Origin of the sequence: Lacunisphaera limnophila (assembly GCF_001746835.1) — a bacterium.
GTDB lineage: Bacteria > Verrucomicrobiota > Verrucomicrobiia > Opitutales > Opitutaceae > Lacunisphaera > Lacunisphaera limnophila.
In genome coordinates this window covers 2,011,043-2,026,634 of record NZ_CP016094.1, presented here as the reverse complement: position 1 = coordinate 2,026,634, position 15,592 = coordinate 2,011,043, and the positions used below count along the sequence as shown (strand labels likewise).

Genomic DNA, 15,592 nt, shown 5'->3' with positions numbered 1-15,592 from the left:
GCGGCGTCCGGCGCGCGGTCCGCTGGGGTGAGCCAGATCCAACTGCGGTCCATCGATCGTGGGCGGGGGCGGTGCGGCACCCCAGCCCGGGTCGGCTCGCGACCGGATAAAAAAAAGACCGGCCCCTGCGGGCCGGCCTTGGTGAAGTGGAAGCGAGGGTAACGACCTCGTTTATTTTTTGTCGGCCATGCCGACCGACTCCAGCGCCGACGCGGTGAACACTTCGCCCGGCTCCGCTCCATCGGCATTGACCGTCTTGGCCGTGATGAAGATGAGCAGGTTGGTGGTCGAGTCGTTCACGCTCTTGGAGGAGAAGAGACGACCGAGGCCGGGGATGTCGCCGAGGATCGGCACCTTGGTGCCGCCGTGGTTCTTGTTGGAGGTCACCAGGCCGCCGATGCCGGCGGTGTAACCGTCCTTGAGCGAGATCTGGGTCTTCACCTTGCGGGTGGCGATGATCGGGATCGTGGCGCCGCCGGCGCCGCCGAAGGTGGTTTCACCATTCTGCTGGCTGACCTCGGGCTCGAGGGCCAGGCGGATGGTGCCCTGGGCATTCACCTGCGGGGTGACCTTCATGATGATGCCGATCGGCTTGTACTGGAAGCCGGAGACCTCGAAGGTGCCGCGCTCGCTGTTGTAGGTGTAGCTCGGGATGGGGAACTCGGAGCCGATGTTCAGCACGGCCTCGGTGTTGTTCAGCGTGACGACGGTCGGGTTGGAGACGACCTTGGTGTTGTTCTGCGTCTTGAGCGCGGAGACGATGACGTTGAAATCCGAGGCGGAGAACACGGCCGAGGTCAGGCGGCTGGTGCCGCCGGTGTTCGTGAGGCCGAGCAGCTGATTGATCGCCGAGGAGGCGGTGGTCGACAGCGTGTTGGTCACGGAATCGGTCAGGTTGCCGGTCGAGCCGTTGGTCGTGTTGGTGGTGGGCGCAGTGGCGATGGTGGTCGAGTTCACCTGGGAGGTGGGCGCCGCCGTGCTCGTGGTGGTACCAATTGAGTCGACCAGGACGACCTGCGGCAGGCCGGTGACCGCGTTCGTGCCCAGCTGGCTGCCGGTGTTGGTCTGCGTGGTCGAGGTGTTGAGACCGCCGGTGTTGATCGTGGTCGTGGTGGTGACGGGTCCGTTGGCCAGTGTGTTCGAGGTATTCGTGGTCGAATTGGTGCTGCCGTTGGTGCTCGAATTGGTGTTGGTCCCGCCATTGGTGGTGCTGGTCGTGCCACCATTGGTATAGTCCTGGCCGCGAGTGCGCTCGAATTCCTGGGAGAGGCCGCGCGCGCCGAGGCTCACGCCCTGCAGGGAGGCCCAGTTCACACCGATGTTGCGGACGTCACGGTCCGTGACTTCGACAAACTGCGACTCGATCATCACCTGCGCGGTGGCCTTGTCGAGCTGGTCAATAATGGTGCGGATGCGCCCCATGCGGGAGGGACGCTCGGTGATCACCAGGGCGTTGCTCCGGCTATCGATCACGATCTTGCCACCCGCGGCGGCATCGATGAGGCCGTCAATGGTCGGCTTGATGGAGGCCGCGGCGGCGTTGTTGAGGATGAAGACCTCGGTCGCGGCCGGCTCCTGCTGGAGCGTATCGTTGCTCACGATCTTGATGATGTTGCCTTCCGGGATGTACGTGTAGCCGACGGGCGACAGCACGACCTGAAAGATCTGCTGCCAGGTGACGTCGCGCAGCTTGATCGAGGTCTTGCCCGTCAGGGTGTCGGGCACCACGAGGTTCAGCTCAAAGAGGTCGGCGACGTTGCGGAGGATGGTCTTGATGTCCTCGTCGGGGAAATCGACCGAAAGGGTGTCATGCTCGCGGCTGACCGTGCCGGCCGTCGGGGCGGCGCCCTCGACGGTGACGGCCGATTCAGCCGGAGCCGCCGGCTCGGGGGTCGGGGTGGCATCCTGAGCCAGGGCGGGCAGGGTCAGTGCCGTGGCGAGGAGCGTGATCAGCATGGTGCGTGTGCTCATAGAGTTCTTCCTTATTTGATGGGCCGGGTAAATTCCTCACGGTTCAGCCGGAGGGTAAAGTTGGTGCGGTCGAGTTTGGTGACCTCTAGGGTGTATTCAGTGCCTTCAAAGTTAATAGTCAGCAGGCCGCCGGCTTTGACCCGCTTTTGACCGAAGACCAGCGTGGGCGCGCCCCCGAAAACAAAGTAGCCGCTGGGCTTCAGGCTCAGGGCGATGGCCTGAAGCAGCGCCCCGCCGGTCTTGGGACCAGCCGGCGCCGGCACGTTGGTGTCAACCTGCGCCTGACCGGAGGTGCCGAAACGCACCTCATTGAAGGATTCGGAGAAGAACGGATTGGCCGCATTGCTCGGCACCGGCTTGGCCGCAAAGATCTGCTGCGCGCGGGCGAGGACCTCGGTCCGCTTCGCCGGCGCGACAATGGCCTCCACCTGCGCCGCCAGCGGCGTGACGGCGAGCCAGCACAGGCCGGCGAGGCCGATGAGGCGGAGCGCAGAACGGGAGAGGGGTGAGCTCATGATTGTCCGAGTAGTTCGACGCTCAGCGTGAGCGTCATTTCCTGGGCGGCGGACAGGTCGGCCGCACTGGCCCCGCCCGCCTTGTTGAAGACCGCGCTGTTGATCCGACAGAGGTGGCGGCCGTTTTGCAGTTCACCCAGAAATTTGACCAGCTGCGCATAGGTGCCCTGCACCGAGAGGCTGAAGGGCACGGTGGTGAAAAGGGTCTTGGCGCCCGCGCGCGGCCCGGTGTCCTGCCGGACATCAAGCAACTTGACGTCGTTGTCCGCCTCGAGCTTGTAGAAATACTGGAGGTTGACGGCTAGCTGGTTGGCGTTGACCAGGCGGTCGTTCAGTTCCTTACCCAGCTGCTGGATCTCGGTGACTTGTTCCGCCAGCCCGGGAGCGGCCTTGACGTTGCTGAGCATCTTGGCGGATTCGGCGGACTTGGCCTCATACAGGCTCTGGCTCACACTGACCGTGTCGGAGCGGAAATAGAGCAAGGCGCCGCAAACGAGGGTGACCAGCAGGCAAATGGTACCCGTGAGGTGCTTTTTGGCGAAGACGAGTAGATCAGCGGCGGTCATGTTATTTTTTGGCTTTGACCGTGAGGGAGATTTCGAAGGTGAGGAAACTGCCGCTGGCGTCGCGGTTGATCTTGTTCAGGTTGATCGCCCCGAAGATCTCGCTGAGCCGCGGCTGGGCCCGCAGGATATCCACGTATTCAGATGCCACGCCGCTCGCCTGATCCGGACTGCCGGCGACGCGGCCGCGGAGTTGGTAAACCGTGGGGGTGTTGGCGGCCGCGCTGCGGGCACGGGTTTCCAGGTAATCGATGACGACCCCGCGCGGCATCGTCTCGCCGAGGATGGTCGCATATTCCAACGGGGAAATCGGGATGGTCAGGAAATTCGCGGCCTCGTCGAATTTCTTGATCTGCTCGGCAAACTGCTTGGAAAGACGGGTCGCTTCCGCGTTTTGCTGCTGGTTCGCTTGGATCTCGGCCTCGGCCAGGGCAATCTGCTCGCGGATGTTCAGATTGGTGTATTCCTGATACCCCAAGGCCATGGCGGCACCCAAGGCGATGGCCACCGCCGCCGTGTTGATGAAAAAGGCGGTGCGCACGACTTTCGTGTCCGGCAACCGTTCAAAGTTGCGGAAGTTCGTGTGCCAGCGGGGCGCCGCGGCCGGCTGGGCGTCACTTTTTCTCTTCAGGGGCAGCATTTTGGTGGGAAGCTAGCAGGGAGACCAAGCCAAACCATTTTTCCTCGGGCTGGGACAGGGTCACATCCGGCGCCAGTTTGATGTCGAGCGATTCGATCCACGGGCCCATCTCAACCTTGATCAGCGGTACGCCCAAGGCGGCACCCATCGTCGTACCCAGCCAGGCGAGGCTGGAGGGCAGCTGGGTGCAGAACAGGCTGCCAATCGACTGGCCGGTCTGGACTTCGTAGAAACCGATGGACGACTGGAGCTCCTTCAGCAGCTTTTTCACCAGGGTCCCGCCCATGCTCGTGAAATCAAAGGTGTTGGAGTAAAAGAGCTTCTTGGCTGATTCTTCATCCTTCAACCCGAGCTCCTTCTGGACGACGGGGATCATGGCGGAGATGCCGCTGGGAATCGGCCGGGAGATATCCACCCCGTCCGCGCTCACGATGAAGCTGTGCGTGACCTCGGATCCGATCTCAAGCAGGAGCACGGGAGTCTTGATTTGCTTGAATTTGAGATAACTGACCACTCCACCGAGGGTCGCCAGGGTACCGAGCTCAAGCCGCTCCGGATAGATCCCCTGTTCCAGCAGCTGGTCTTGGACCGCGATGACTTCATCGGAAGGCAAACCGCAGAACAGCGCTTCCTTCTGCGTACCCTTGACCTGATCATATTCGCTGCCGTCATCCGGATTCAACACCCGCATGGTGTATTTGTCCGCTTCCACCCGAAACTGCTGGGTGTAAATTTCACCAAAGTAGGCCGGATCCTTCAGCCGTTTCAGATCCAAGGTGTGGCGTCGCACGATGCGCTTGACCGGAAATACACCGCAAGTGGCATGCACATAACCGCTACCGCCCTTGCCCTCCGCCGCCTTCGTCCACTCGGCGATACCCTCTTTGTCACCCGCCGCCAGCTCCTTCAGCTCCTCCACGACAAACGGTGCGTCAGGACTGGAGAGACGCGCCATCAACGTGAGGTGCTCGCCGATTTCGACGCAAAATCCTTTGGACTTTTTTGCGAACAACATGCAGGTGCCGTTTGGGTAAGCTGGTGAGAGTAATTTAGCGCAGGACGACTACCACTTGGTGAAGAAGCAGGCCCATTGCAGGAGATGCTGGATATGGGGCACTTACCCACCTGACAAGACGAAAACCATTATCAGCACGGGCGGCCCTAGCAGTTTGCCTAATGTTTTACCCCTGAACGGGTGCCGCTAGGGCCGGCCAAACAAAAACCCGTCCATCAAGGGACGGGTTTAGGTCAAAGGATGGGACGATGCCGGCTTACTTCTGCCACGTACGCTTCTTGTGGCGGTTCGCCTTGAGGCGCTTCCGGCGTTTGTGCTTCGACATTTTCAGACGACGTTTCTTCTTCAGGTTACCCATGGTGAGATTGATTAAACGGGCAACGTGCTAGCGCCCTTACCCGGTGTCCAGCCCGAATTTTACCCGGCTACCCCGATCGCCACGGTCCGCCGCACCCGCGTAAACACGAGCCGGGCACTGACCGCGGCCAGCGGTAGCCCACTCAGACGGGCGACCGCCTCACGATAGAGCCCCATTTGGGCCTCATGCGGCCGGGCCGCGGCCCCCAGCCGGGACTCATCCACCAGGTCGGTCTTGAAATCAAAGAGCGCGGCCTGGATCGGCCGGTTCTGGTCATCAAAAGCCACGATCACCCGGTCAAAGACGCCTGTGACCCACACCCCCTCCCACACCATCTCAAAGGCTCGCTCGCGCCACACCTCGGCTCGCGCCGCGACCGGGGGCCGCCAGACCTCGGCGAGAGCCGGCTCCTGCAGGCAGGCCAGCGCTTCGGCTCCGGCCGGCCCTGCGTCAGCCCACGATTGGGCCATCCGGGCCGTGACCTCACCCCCACCCCACTCCACCTGGGCCAGCAAATCGTGTACCCCCCGGCCGAAGGCCGCCGCGCCACCGGCCACCTCCAAAGCGAAGAGGCGCTCACCCGCGACGTCACCGGGCGTGGCTTCGGACGGCGCCAGCGCAGGGCGCCGCGTCACGCGCCCGCCCGCTCCCACCACCAGCCGGGCCTCGGAATCAGCCGCTGGCGTCGCCGGTCCCACCGCCTCGTACCACCGCTCGTCTCCCGCCGACCATTCCTCGCCCAAGGTCTCCTGCAGCCAGCGCGGGAAATTATGCGACTGCGAGGTGCCAACTGGTTCTGTGATGACATACATGGCCCGTTTCGCGCGCGTCATCGCCACATACAGTAAGGCAAAGGCCTCGTAACAGGCATCGGCCTCCGCCCCCGCCACATAGCCGGCCAGGACCTCGTCCTGGGCATAAAAGGTCTCCGGCGGCAGGTCATAGATCCAATCCACCGTCCGGTCGGTGGCCCGCTGCACTGCCAGCCCGCGCCGGCGCGCCGCCAGGCGCGTGCCCTCCAGATCGGGTAACACCACCAGGTCAAAACCAAGCCCCTTCGCCTTGTGCACCGTCATCACGCGCACCACCGCCGCCGTTTCCGCCTCCCGTACCGTGTGTCGTTCGACGAACTGCACGAACTCCGCCACATCCCGGCTTCCCGTCTCGTCATACAAGCGGGCCGCCTCGGCCAACTGCCGTCCCCGCTCCCGGCTGAACTGATCGTCCGGCGCTAGGACCGGCTCCAGCCGGTGCACCCACGCTTCCACCGTGCGCTCAAACCCTCCGGCGTAAATCTCACCGAGCAGCCGCAACGTCAGGGCATCCCCGGTCGCGCATTCCGCCTCCACCAGCAGGGCATGCAGGGGCGTCATCGCGACATGCCCCACGCCGCCCGGTCCCCCGGATGGGCCGCCACCCGGAACAAGGCCAGCAGCGCGCACGCCAGCGGATTGTCCGTGCCGACGTGCAGGTCCGACTCCGCCAGCGCCGGCAACCCACCCTCGCGCCGCAGGTAATCCGCCAGCTCCGCCGCCGTGCTGTTTTTCTGCACCAGCACCGCCACGCTCAGCCCGCGCTCCAACGCGCCGGTCTCCGCGATGATCCGCAGGGTCTCCGCAAACCGCCCCGCCTGCTCCTCGGCGTGCCGCAGCGTGGCGTAACCGGCGAGCTGCGGGCGGGCGCTTTCATGATCGCGCCACTCCCGCGTCCACCGGGCCGCCGCCTCCTCCGGAAACAGCCGCGCCAGGGCCGCGGCGTCGCCCATCACGCGGTTGACCATCGCGATCACCGCGGGACCGGACCGCCACGAACGGTCCAGCCGCTCCTCCCGGATCGTCCCTGGCTGCACCTCATTATAATGGTCGAAAATCTCCCGGAACAGCCGCGCGTCGCCCTCGCGCCACGCGAAAATCGCCTGCTTCACGTCCCCCACATAAAAGAAGCTGCGCGCCGCCGCGGGATCCTGCACCGCCTCGTCGATCAGATTTCGTAACACGCTCCATTGCCCGAAGCTCGTGTCCTGGAATTCGTCCAGCAGCCAGTGATCGATCTGCGCGTCCAGCCGCCAGTCGATGAACAGCCGCGCCTCGGCCGCCGCCTCCCGCGTGAGCCGGCGCGCCCCGTCCGGGGTATCCGGACGCAGCAGCCGCTGCACGTCCGCGAAGGTCAGCCGGCCCGCCCGCCGCACCACCCCGTCATAGACTTCTTCATAACCGCGCAGCACGGCGAACATGCCCTGCGTCGTCTCCAGCCGCCGCGCCAGTTCCGCCCCGACCAGCCCGCTGACCAGCGCCCGCAGGGCCTGGCTGGCCGCCGGGTTCAACGGCACTTTTTTCCGCTCCACCGTGATCTCCGTCAACTGGGGCCACCCCTTGAAGGCGTTCCCGGTCAGATACGCCACGGGCTTGGGCAGGGGCGCTCCGGGTGCCCAGTCGGGCAGCGTCGTGAAAAAATCCTCCCAGCGCCGCCGCTGCGCCTCGCTGAAGGTCGCCCAGGGCAGCGCGTCCCGCAGGGCCGCGGCCGCCGCGGCGCGTTTTTTCGCGTCCGCCGCCACCAGCCACGCGCTCCCCGCCGGCCAGATCCGGTCCGCCTGCCCCCACACCGCCCGGTCCGGCGCGGCCAGGTAAACCTCGGCGTGCTCGTCCAGGAAGGCATCCAGCCGCGCGCCCAGCTGCTTCTCCTCCGTCCCGAAGGTGGCGCGCTTGAACGCCTCGATGAAATCCTGCCGCGCAGTGCCGCCGTCCCCGGGGGCGAACATCCGCCGCAACACCTTCCGCCGCTCCAGCCGCGCCCCGTGGGCCTGCAGCACCTCGAAGTCGCCGCCGAGCCCGAGCTCCAGCGGGAAGGCCCGCACCACCCGGGCGAAAAAACTGTCGAGCGTCCCCAGGTTGAGCCGGTGCATCGCCTCCGTCACGGTCCGCAACAGCCCCAGAAACTCGGCCGGCCCCATCCCGGGCCGCCCGATCTCCGCCGCCAGGGCCGCAGCCGCCGCCTCGCTCCCGGCCGCGCCGGCAAGTTTCTTCAGGATCTCATCGAAAAATTCCCCCGCCGCTTTGCGCGTGAAGGTCAGCGCCGCGATCCGCTCCGGTTTCGCCCCGTGCGCGAGGAGCCGCACGTACCGGTTCGTGAGCGCGTAGGTCTTGCCCGAGCCCGCCGAGGCGAGGATCATCACATGGCCGATCGGGTTCATGGCGCCCCCCTCCAGTCCACGCTGTCCGCCGTGCCATGGTGAAACAGCCCGGCAAACCGGTCGTCCTCCTCCCGCGCCGGCAGCTCGGCCGGCGGCCAGAAGGTCCCCGCCGTCACCGCGGCGGCCACGCCTTCCGCACAACGCCGCGCCGCGGCGCGCCAGGTGTCGTCATACGCCTCCCACAGGACCAGCCCGGTCTCGCCGACCGCCTTCGGCAGGTTGAAATACCCCGCCGTCGCCGCCGGGCCGAATTCCCCTGCGAGCGCCTCCAGGTACAGCGGCAACTGCAGGTCCGTCCACACCAGGTCGCGGCCCTCCACCCGAAAACGCGCCCAGTCCGGAGCGGTCTCATCGCGCCGCGCGCTCCGCACGTGCGCGGCGGGCGGCGCCACCGCCTGGTCGGAGGTCTTGTAGTCGATCACCCGCACGGCGCCGCTGTCAGCGTGGTGCTCGATGCGGTCGATCTTCCCGCTCACCGTGATCGCGCCGAGCCGCAGCTCGAATTTCCGCTCCAGGTCATTGTCGCCGGCGACCCCCCAGCCCGCCGCCCGCTGCTCCGCCAGCACTTCCGCCGCACGCGCCAGCCGCTGCCGGGCGGACTCGAGCTGCACGATCAGCGGCAGCGTGAGTTCCGGGCCGTAGCGCTCCCGCGACCGCCGGTCCACGTGCGCCAGCAGGTACTCGCGCAGCACCGGCGCCTCCGTGCAATCGCGCAGCGCCGGCTCCCGGCCCAGCGCCTCGAGCGCGGCATGACAGAGCGTGCCGAAATCCAGCGCGTCGAGCTCGCTCTTGGCCGGGTCCACCGTCTCCAGCTTCAGCACCTGCTTCAGGTAGAAACGGAACGGACACCGCAGATAGTCGCGGAACGCCGTCACCGAGACCCGCGTCGGCCCCGGCTCCACGGCCGGCAGCAATCGCCAGGCCCGCCGCCACGGCAGGCCCGGGCGGCCGGCCGACAACGGCCGGAACAGCGCGGCCACGCGCGCGGGCAGCTCCGCCGCCTCGCACGCCAGCAGCAAGCGCGACGGCCGCAGCGGGTCGCCCGCCGCCGACACCTTGCCCACCAGCAGGTCGAGCCGCCCGGTGGCCCGGCGGCACTCCGCCAGCGCGGCCAACAGGTAAGCATCGCGGGCGAAGCGCGCCTCGTTCGTCTTGAGGCCCAGCCGCGCGCGCAGCGCCTCCGGCAAAAAGGGATCCCCCGCCACCGTCTCAGGCACGCGTCCGTCGTTCAAACCCGTCACCACCAGGTGCGGCGCGTCCTCCCACAGCAGTTCCAGCCAGCCCAGCAGGTCCACTGCTCCCGCCGGCCGTGGCTCGAACCCCAGGCTTTCCCCGAACCGGCTCAGCGCCAGTTCCCACCACTCCGCCGCCGTGAGTCCGGCAAAATTCTCCCGCGCCGCCGCCGCCTCGCGCAGCACCTCCATCCAGGCTTCCGCCGATTCCGCCAGCGCCGAACCGCCGGCCACGCGCCGCGCCCCGAACAGCTGCTGCAGGGTGGCCGCCGCATTGGCGGGAAACTCCCCGCTCAGCAGCCGGTCGCGCAGCCCCTGCGCGCCCTCGAGCACGGTGCGCGCCGCCGGCCGGCGGCCCGTGTGCCCGAGCGCGTGGAGGATCGTGGCGGGCAGGTGCCGCGCATGCAGCTCGTCGAGTTCGCCCAGCGCCGCCGCCGGCGAGAAATCACCGCCGGCCCGCGTCGCCAGCCAGCTAAGGAAATCCGGGCACCGGGCCAGCGCCTGCACCGCCTCAAAAGCCGGCTCGCGCACGAGCGCTACCAGCGCGGCCAGCAGCGCGTGCAAACCGTCCCGCTGCCGTGGCCGGCCGCCCGGGTTGAACACGGCCAGCCCCGCCCCCCGCAGGCCGCTCTCGAGAGCGGGCGCCACGTCGGCGTCCGCCACACCAACCGCCAGCGCCCCCTCCGGTCCGCCATACTCGCGCGCCAGTTGCACCACCCGCGCCGCCTGGTCCGCGACATCGGCACACAGATGCACCTGCGATCCGAAATCCGCCAGCGCCAGCGGCCGGTGCGACCAGGCGGACTCGCGCGGCCGGCCCCACTCGTCAAAATCTTCCTCCCGTCCAGGGGGTCCGAACACCACTACCTCCACGGGATGCTCCCGGGCCAGCACGGTAAGCACCCCCACCACCAGGGGAAGGGGATCGGGTGTGGCGAGCAGCACGAGGCGCGTGCACCCCTCCGGCCACACCGCGTTCCGCGCCGCCGCCAGGCGCGCCGCCTGCGGCTCGCAGCGACCCGCCGCCGCCAGCACCCGGTCGCATTGCTGTTCGAGTTCCGCCAACTGCGTCCAACGGGTCGTCTCCGGCAGGCCGTCGCCCGCCCGCCGCACCACGTCGCGCAACCTCAGGCCATTCTCCCCCAACGTCGCCTGCAGCCGCTGCAACTGCGCCGCCAGCCGCGCCGCCCACCCAAATGTCCGCGCCGGCGGATCGATCGGAAACACCGCCCGGTAATCCTCCAGGTCAGCCGACCGCAGGGTCTCCGCCCAAGCCAGTTGCGTTTCCAGCCGCGACGCCGCCGCGAGCCCGCCCGGCGCCACCAGCAAGTCCTCCGGCAGCACCACGCGTGGTGCCAGCACCGCCGAGCCGCGCGCGGCCGCATGCTCCGCCAGCGCTTCGCGCAGGCGCCGGCCGGATTGGCGCGTGGGTACGATCACGCCGACGCCGCTCAGATCCAGCGGACCCGCTCCCACCCAATCCCGCGCCAACCACGCCGCCGCCTGGACGGGCAACGGCCGATCCCAGGGGAGAAAATGACGGCGGACAGTGACAGGCAAGGGCACGAGCCCTTATGAACAGGGATCGGGCCCGTGAATTCAACCCCGCAGAACCGACCAACAAAAAGCCCCGCCGCCGGTGGGCGTGCGGGGCAGGAAAAAAGCGGAGCGCGAATTACTTCTTCGCGAAGACGTACTTCGAGATCTGGGACTTGTGATTCGAGGCCGCGTTGCGGTGGATCACGTTGCTCTTGACGGCCTTGTCGAGGGCCGAGCTGAAGGCGATGGCGGCGGCGCGGGTCTTTTCCGCATCGGTGCCGGCGGCGGCCTTGGCGACGGCCTTGCCAAGGGACTTCAGGCGGGTCTTGGTGGCCTGGTTGCGCGCGGCATTGCGCAGGGATTTACGGGCGGCTTTGATTGCAGACTTGGTGTTGGCCATGGGCTAAATAGGTTTGGAACGGTTTAGAACTCAGACGCAGGGCGGTGAGTCAAGGGAGATTTCCATCCCGGAGAAGCCGGGGGGGGGCGGAATGCATCCGGCCTGCGGCCACGCCAGAGGGGGGCCGGCCACCGGGTTGCCCGGGGCGAACCCAGGGTCCCCGGACCCGCGGTCGGTGCGGCGGGGCTAAAACGGGAGCGGGGCGCGCCGCTTTTCGCAACGCGCCCCGCATGTGGTCTAGTCTCGTAGCCGGTAAGCCGGATTATGTGCGACGCTTGCGCGCCACGATCTTCATTTCTCTCAACATCCGCCGAGGCGGACCTGCCCGGCCGTGGGCCGCTTGCGCGGGACCCGGCCGGATGCGACTAACCCGCGGCTATCGGACGGGCCGTCCAGCCGCCTATTTAGTCTTGCACCGGATTGGGTTTTTCGTGCCGCCGTCGTTGCCTTCGGCGCGGTGGGCTCTTACCCCACCTTTTCACCCTTACCACGCGGTTGCCCGCGCGGCGGTATATTCTCTGTGACACTGTCCATCGCGGCGCCTTGACGCGCCGCTTCCCCCCTTTCGCGGGGAATCCTGCCCTGTGGTGTCCGGACTTTCCTCTCCTTGTTCAATGAACCCGGAGCGAAGATCAGGCTCCGAAACTAGGGTTGCCAGTAAGCGATGCGACCACACTGGTCGCAAGTGGCAATTTCCAGCCCCGTCTTGGCCAGCACCTCGATGTGCGTGGGCACCTTCAGGTGGCACCCCCCGCATTTGCCGCCATAAACGTTTACGCAGACCGGATGCCCCGGCTTCACGGCCAGCCGGTCGTAAATCTTCAAATGCGGCTCCGGCACCCCGGGCCGGGCCGCCGCCACCGCCTCCTCCGCGACCTTCAACTCACCCTGCGCCTGGGTCTCCCGCTCCCGCAGGGTGCGGATCCGGGCCTCATGCCCCGAAATGTTGGCCTTCAACTCGGCCTCGGCCGCCGCAAAGCGCTTCTTCGCCTCATCGATCAGGTACATCACCTTGAGCTCTTCCTCCTCAAATCCGCCAATCAGGGCCTCCGTGGCCTCAATCTCGTGCGTGAGGGCCTTGTATTCGTCGTTTTTACGCACTTCCAGCTGTTGTGTGCGGTACTTGGCGGCCTTGCCCTGCGCTCCTTGGATTTCAATCTCCAGGAGCTTCTTCTTGGACTCCAGCCCGTGCCACTCGGCCTTGGCCGCCTCAATGGCCTGCTTCTCCGCCGCAATCCGGGCCTCCACCGCCGCCACCTCGCGGGGCACGCTTTTGAGCTGCTGCTCCAGCGCCAGACGGCGACTGTCGCGTTCCTGAAGCACAAGCAATGTCGCGATGCTGAAAGCAGCCATGGTCCGGCCACTGTGGGTGGCGCCACGAAGCGGTCAATTGAATCCCTCCGCTCGCCGATTTTTGTGGCGTGGCGCGCTTGTTTGCTCTGCCCCGCCGCCCCGCGCACCCACCGCTTTTGGGGCCGATTTTTCCACCCCGGTAAGTCGGCCCAGGCAAGCCACTAGCAAAGGTGTTTTTCGGGCCGAAAATACCTCGTTTTTCATCGAGAAAAACGTTGTCGAAACCCGCGTTATCCGAGAACTTTTTGACTCCCTTTTTTGACCTGAATGTCTGACCAAAACGAAGCCCCTTCCGCCGCTCAAAACAACCCCGGTGCCGAGTCCTACGACGCCAACAAACTCGGCCAGCTGAAAGGCCTCGAGGCCGTGCGCAAGAAGCCCGGCATGTATATCGGCGGCACCGACGAGCGCGCCCTCCACCACTGCGTCTCCGAGGTCCTCGACAACTCCGTCGACGAACATCTGGCCGGCCACTGCAACAAGATCGACGTCACCATCCACGTCGACGGCTCCATCTCCATCCGCGACGACGGCCGCGGCATCCCCGTCGACATCAACAAGGACTCCGGCCTGCCCGGCGTCGAGCTGGTGATGACCACCCTGCACTCCGGCGGCAAATACGGCCAGGGCGGCTACAAGTTCTCCGGCGGCACCCACGGCGTCGGCGCCAAGTGCGTCAACGCGGTCTCCGAGTGGTTCGAGGTCGAGGTCTCCCGCAACGGCGAGATCCACCACATGACCTTCGAGCGCGGCAAGACCACCAAGAAACTCGAGGTCATCGGCAAGGCCACCGGCACCGGCACGCTCATCAGCTTCAAGCCCGACGCCGAGATCTTCCGCGAGACCACCGTCTTCGTCGCCGACCGCATCTCCCAGCGCCTCCGCGAGCTCGCCTTCCTCAATTCCGGCCTGCGCATCAACTTCCTCGACGAGCGCCCCTCCGTGCCTAAACCCGAGACGTTCTTCTACAAGGACGGCGTCGTCGAGTTCGTGAAGCAGATCAACACCGGCAAGACCGCCCTGCACGCCGCCCCCATCCGCATCGCCAAGGAGCTCAAGACCACCCTCGACGACAAGCCGATGGAGATCCACGTCGAGATCGTCCTGCAGTACAACGACAGCTACAACGATCTCGTCCTCTGCTACACCAACACCATCCACAACCCGGATGGCGGCACCCACCTCTCCGGCTTCCGCAGCGCGCTCACCCGCGCCATCAACCAGTTCTCCAAGGCCAACAACCTTCTCAAGGAAAAGGACCCGCAGATCACCGGCGATGACGTCCGCGAGGGCCTCGCCGCCGTCATCTCGATCAAGCACAGCGATCCGAAGTTCGAGTCCCAGACCAAGGTCAAGCTCCTCTCCCCCGAGGTCGAGAGCATCGTCGGCTCCCTCTCCTACGAGGGCCTTATGTTCTATTTCGAGGCCAACACCGGCGTTGCCAAGCGCATCGTCGAGAAAGCCCTCACCGCCGCCCGCGCCCGCGAGGCCGCCCGCAAGGCCCGCGAGACCATCCGCAAGGGCGCCCTCTCCGCCGGCGGCCTCCCCGGCAAACTCGCCGACTGCTCCGAGAAGGACCCCGCCATCTGCGAACTCTACATTGTCGAGGGCGACTCCGCCGGCGGCTCCGCCAAGCAGGGCCGCGACCGCCGCTACCAGGCCATCCTCCCGCTGCGCGGCAAGCTGATCAACTCCGAGAAGGCCCAGCTCGACAAGGTCCTCAACAACGAGGAAATCCGCACCCTCATCACCGCCATCGGCACCGGCATCGGCACCGGCGAGGACGACTCCTCCTTCAAGATCGAGAAGACCCGCTATCACAAGATCATCATCATGACCGACGCCGATGTGGACGGCTCCCACATCCGCACCCTCCTGCTCACCTTCCTCTACCGCCAGATGAAGGGCATCATCGACCACGGCTACGTCTACATCGCCCAGCCGCCCCTCTACAAAATCAAGCGTAAGAAGCGCGAGCAGTACGTCGACAACGACGAGCAGCTCAACCGCATCCTCCTCGAGCTCGGCGCCGAGGACATCCTCGTCGCCCCCGCCGGGGCCGGCTCGCCGCCCCTCGCCCCCGCCGTCCTCGACCAGATCGTCGAGATGCTCGCCGCGATCGAGAAACTCGGCCACGGCATCACGCGCTACGGCGCGTCGCTCGCCGAGTATCTCGACCAGCAGAACAAGGAGACCCACGAGCTCCCCCGCTACATCGCCCGCCTTCGCGAGGGCAACAAGGAGTCCCACCAGTTCCTCGCCGACGACAAGGCCCGCGCCGCCTTCATGGAGGCCCACCCCGACCCCTTGCTCGCCGTCGCGGGATCCGAAACCTCCAATCCCAAATCCCAAACCCCCGGCGCCACGCGCCGGGTGACCATCCACGAGATTTTCGAGGCCAACGAGCTGACCAAGCTCCTCAAGGCCCTCGCGAAGGCCGGCCTCGACATCAGTTCCTTCGCCCCGTCCGCCACGCCGCGCTACACCTTCACCGAGAACCTCGCGACCAAGCACGAGACGAAGACGAACCTTTTCTCCCCGCTCGACATCATCGCCACGATCCGCGCCAACGGCCGCAAGGGCCTCTCCATCCAGCGCTACAAGGGTCTCGGCGAAATGAACCCGAAGCAGCTCTACGAGACCACGATGGACCCCGACCACCGCCGCCTCCTCAAGGTCAACATCAGCGACGCCGCCAAGGCCGACGCCCTCTTCACCCTCCTCATGGGCGACGAGGTCCCGCCCCGCCGCCAGTTCATCGAGGACAACGCGCTGAACGTCCAATACCTCGACGTCTGAGCCGTCCCGCCCGCCCC

At 66.4% G+C, this 15,592-nt stretch carries 12 protein-coding genes and 1 other RNA gene; 1 reads left to right on the top strand and 12 read right to left on the bottom strand.

Features of this window, described 5'->3' with window-relative positions:
• Nucleotides 1-171: 171 nt before the first annotated feature.
• The 12 genes from Verru16B_RS08365 to Verru16B_RS08315 form a co-directional block, all read right to left on the bottom strand.
• Nucleotides 172-1,971: a type II secretion system protein GspD gene (locus Verru16B_RS08365; RefSeq protein ID WP_069961857.1), complete on the bottom strand. Its 1,800-nt coding sequence runs from the start codon at nucleotides 1,969-1,971 to the stop codon at nucleotides 172-174.
• A gap of 11 nt (nucleotides 1,972-1,982) precedes the next feature.
• Nucleotides 1,983-2,486, bottom strand: a complete 504-nt coding sequence (locus tag Verru16B_RS08360) for a hypothetical protein (protein WP_069961856.1) — start codon at nucleotides 2,484-2,486, stop codon at nucleotides 1,983-1,985.
• The gene (locus tag Verru16B_RS08355) at nucleotides 2,483-3,052 is read right to left on the bottom strand and encodes a hypothetical protein (RefSeq protein WP_069961855.1); all 570 of its coding nucleotides are present in this window, start codon (nucleotides 3,050-3,052) and stop codon (nucleotides 2,483-2,485) included. The genes Verru16B_RS08360 and Verru16B_RS08355 overlap by 4 nt, the downstream gene beginning before the upstream one ends.
• 1 nt (nucleotide 3,053) lies before the next feature.
• On the bottom strand, nucleotides 3,054-3,689 hold the full coding sequence (locus Verru16B_RS08350; protein ID WP_157772346.1) for a hypothetical protein: 636 nt from the start codon (nucleotides 3,687-3,689) through the stop codon (nucleotides 3,054-3,056).
• Entirely contained in the window at nucleotides 3,664-4,704 is a 1,041-nt protein-coding gene (locus Verru16B_RS08345; RefSeq protein WP_069961853.1) for a hypothetical protein, read from the bottom strand. Before Verru16B_RS08345 ends, Verru16B_RS08350 begins: the two co-directional genes overlap by 26 nt.
• A 256-nt stretch (nucleotides 4,705-4,960) precedes the next feature.
• Nucleotides 4,961-5,062, bottom strand: coding sequence for an AURKAIP1/COX24 domain-containing protein (locus tag Verru16B_RS17820; protein WP_083270211.1), 102 nt, complete (start codon nucleotides 5,060-5,062; stop codon nucleotides 4,961-4,963).
• Between the two features lie 59 nt (nucleotides 5,063-5,121).
• Complete coding sequence (locus tag Verru16B_RS18795; protein WP_069961852.1) at nucleotides 5,122-6,435, bottom strand: 3'-5' exonuclease; 1,314 nt, start codon at nucleotides 6,433-6,435, stop codon at nucleotides 5,122-5,124.
• The gene (locus Verru16B_RS18790) at nucleotides 6,432-8,252 is read right to left on the bottom strand and encodes a UvrD-helicase domain-containing protein (protein WP_069961851.1); all 1,821 of its coding nucleotides are present in this window, start codon (nucleotides 8,250-8,252) and stop codon (nucleotides 6,432-6,434) included. Before Verru16B_RS18790 ends, Verru16B_RS18795 begins: the two co-directional genes overlap by 4 nt.
• The gene (locus Verru16B_RS08330) at nucleotides 8,249-11,050 is read right to left on the bottom strand and encodes a PD-(D/E)XK nuclease family protein (protein WP_237023490.1); all 2,802 of its coding nucleotides are present in this window, start codon (nucleotides 11,048-11,050) and stop codon (nucleotides 8,249-8,251) included. Before Verru16B_RS08330 ends, Verru16B_RS18790 begins: the two co-directional genes overlap by 4 nt.
• 109 nt (nucleotides 11,051-11,159) lie before the next feature.
• Nucleotides 11,160-11,423 (bottom strand): 30S ribosomal protein S20, encoded by a 264-nt coding sequence (rpsT, locus tag Verru16B_RS08325; RefSeq protein WP_069961850.1) that lies wholly within the window; start codon nucleotides 11,421-11,423, stop codon nucleotides 11,160-11,162.
• Between the two features lie 237 nt (nucleotides 11,424-11,660).
• Nucleotides 11,661-12,068: RNase P RNA component class A (gene rnpB, locus Verru16B_RS08320), an RNA gene on the bottom strand.
• A complete protein-coding gene (locus Verru16B_RS08315) occupies nucleotides 12,069-12,776 on the bottom strand; it encodes a zinc ribbon domain-containing protein (protein ID WP_069961849.1) in 708 nt (235 codons plus the stop codon). It abuts the RNA gene before it with no gap.
• A gap of 267 nt (nucleotides 12,777-13,043) precedes the next feature.
• On the opposite strand from Verru16B_RS08315, the gene gyrB reads away from it, so the two are divergent.
• Complete coding sequence (gyrB, locus tag Verru16B_RS08310) at nucleotides 13,044-15,575, top strand: DNA topoisomerase (ATP-hydrolyzing) subunit B (RefSeq protein ID WP_069961848.1); 2,532 nt, start codon at nucleotides 13,044-13,046, stop codon at nucleotides 15,573-15,575.
• The last annotated feature ends 17 nt before the right edge of the window (nucleotides 15,576-15,592 follow it).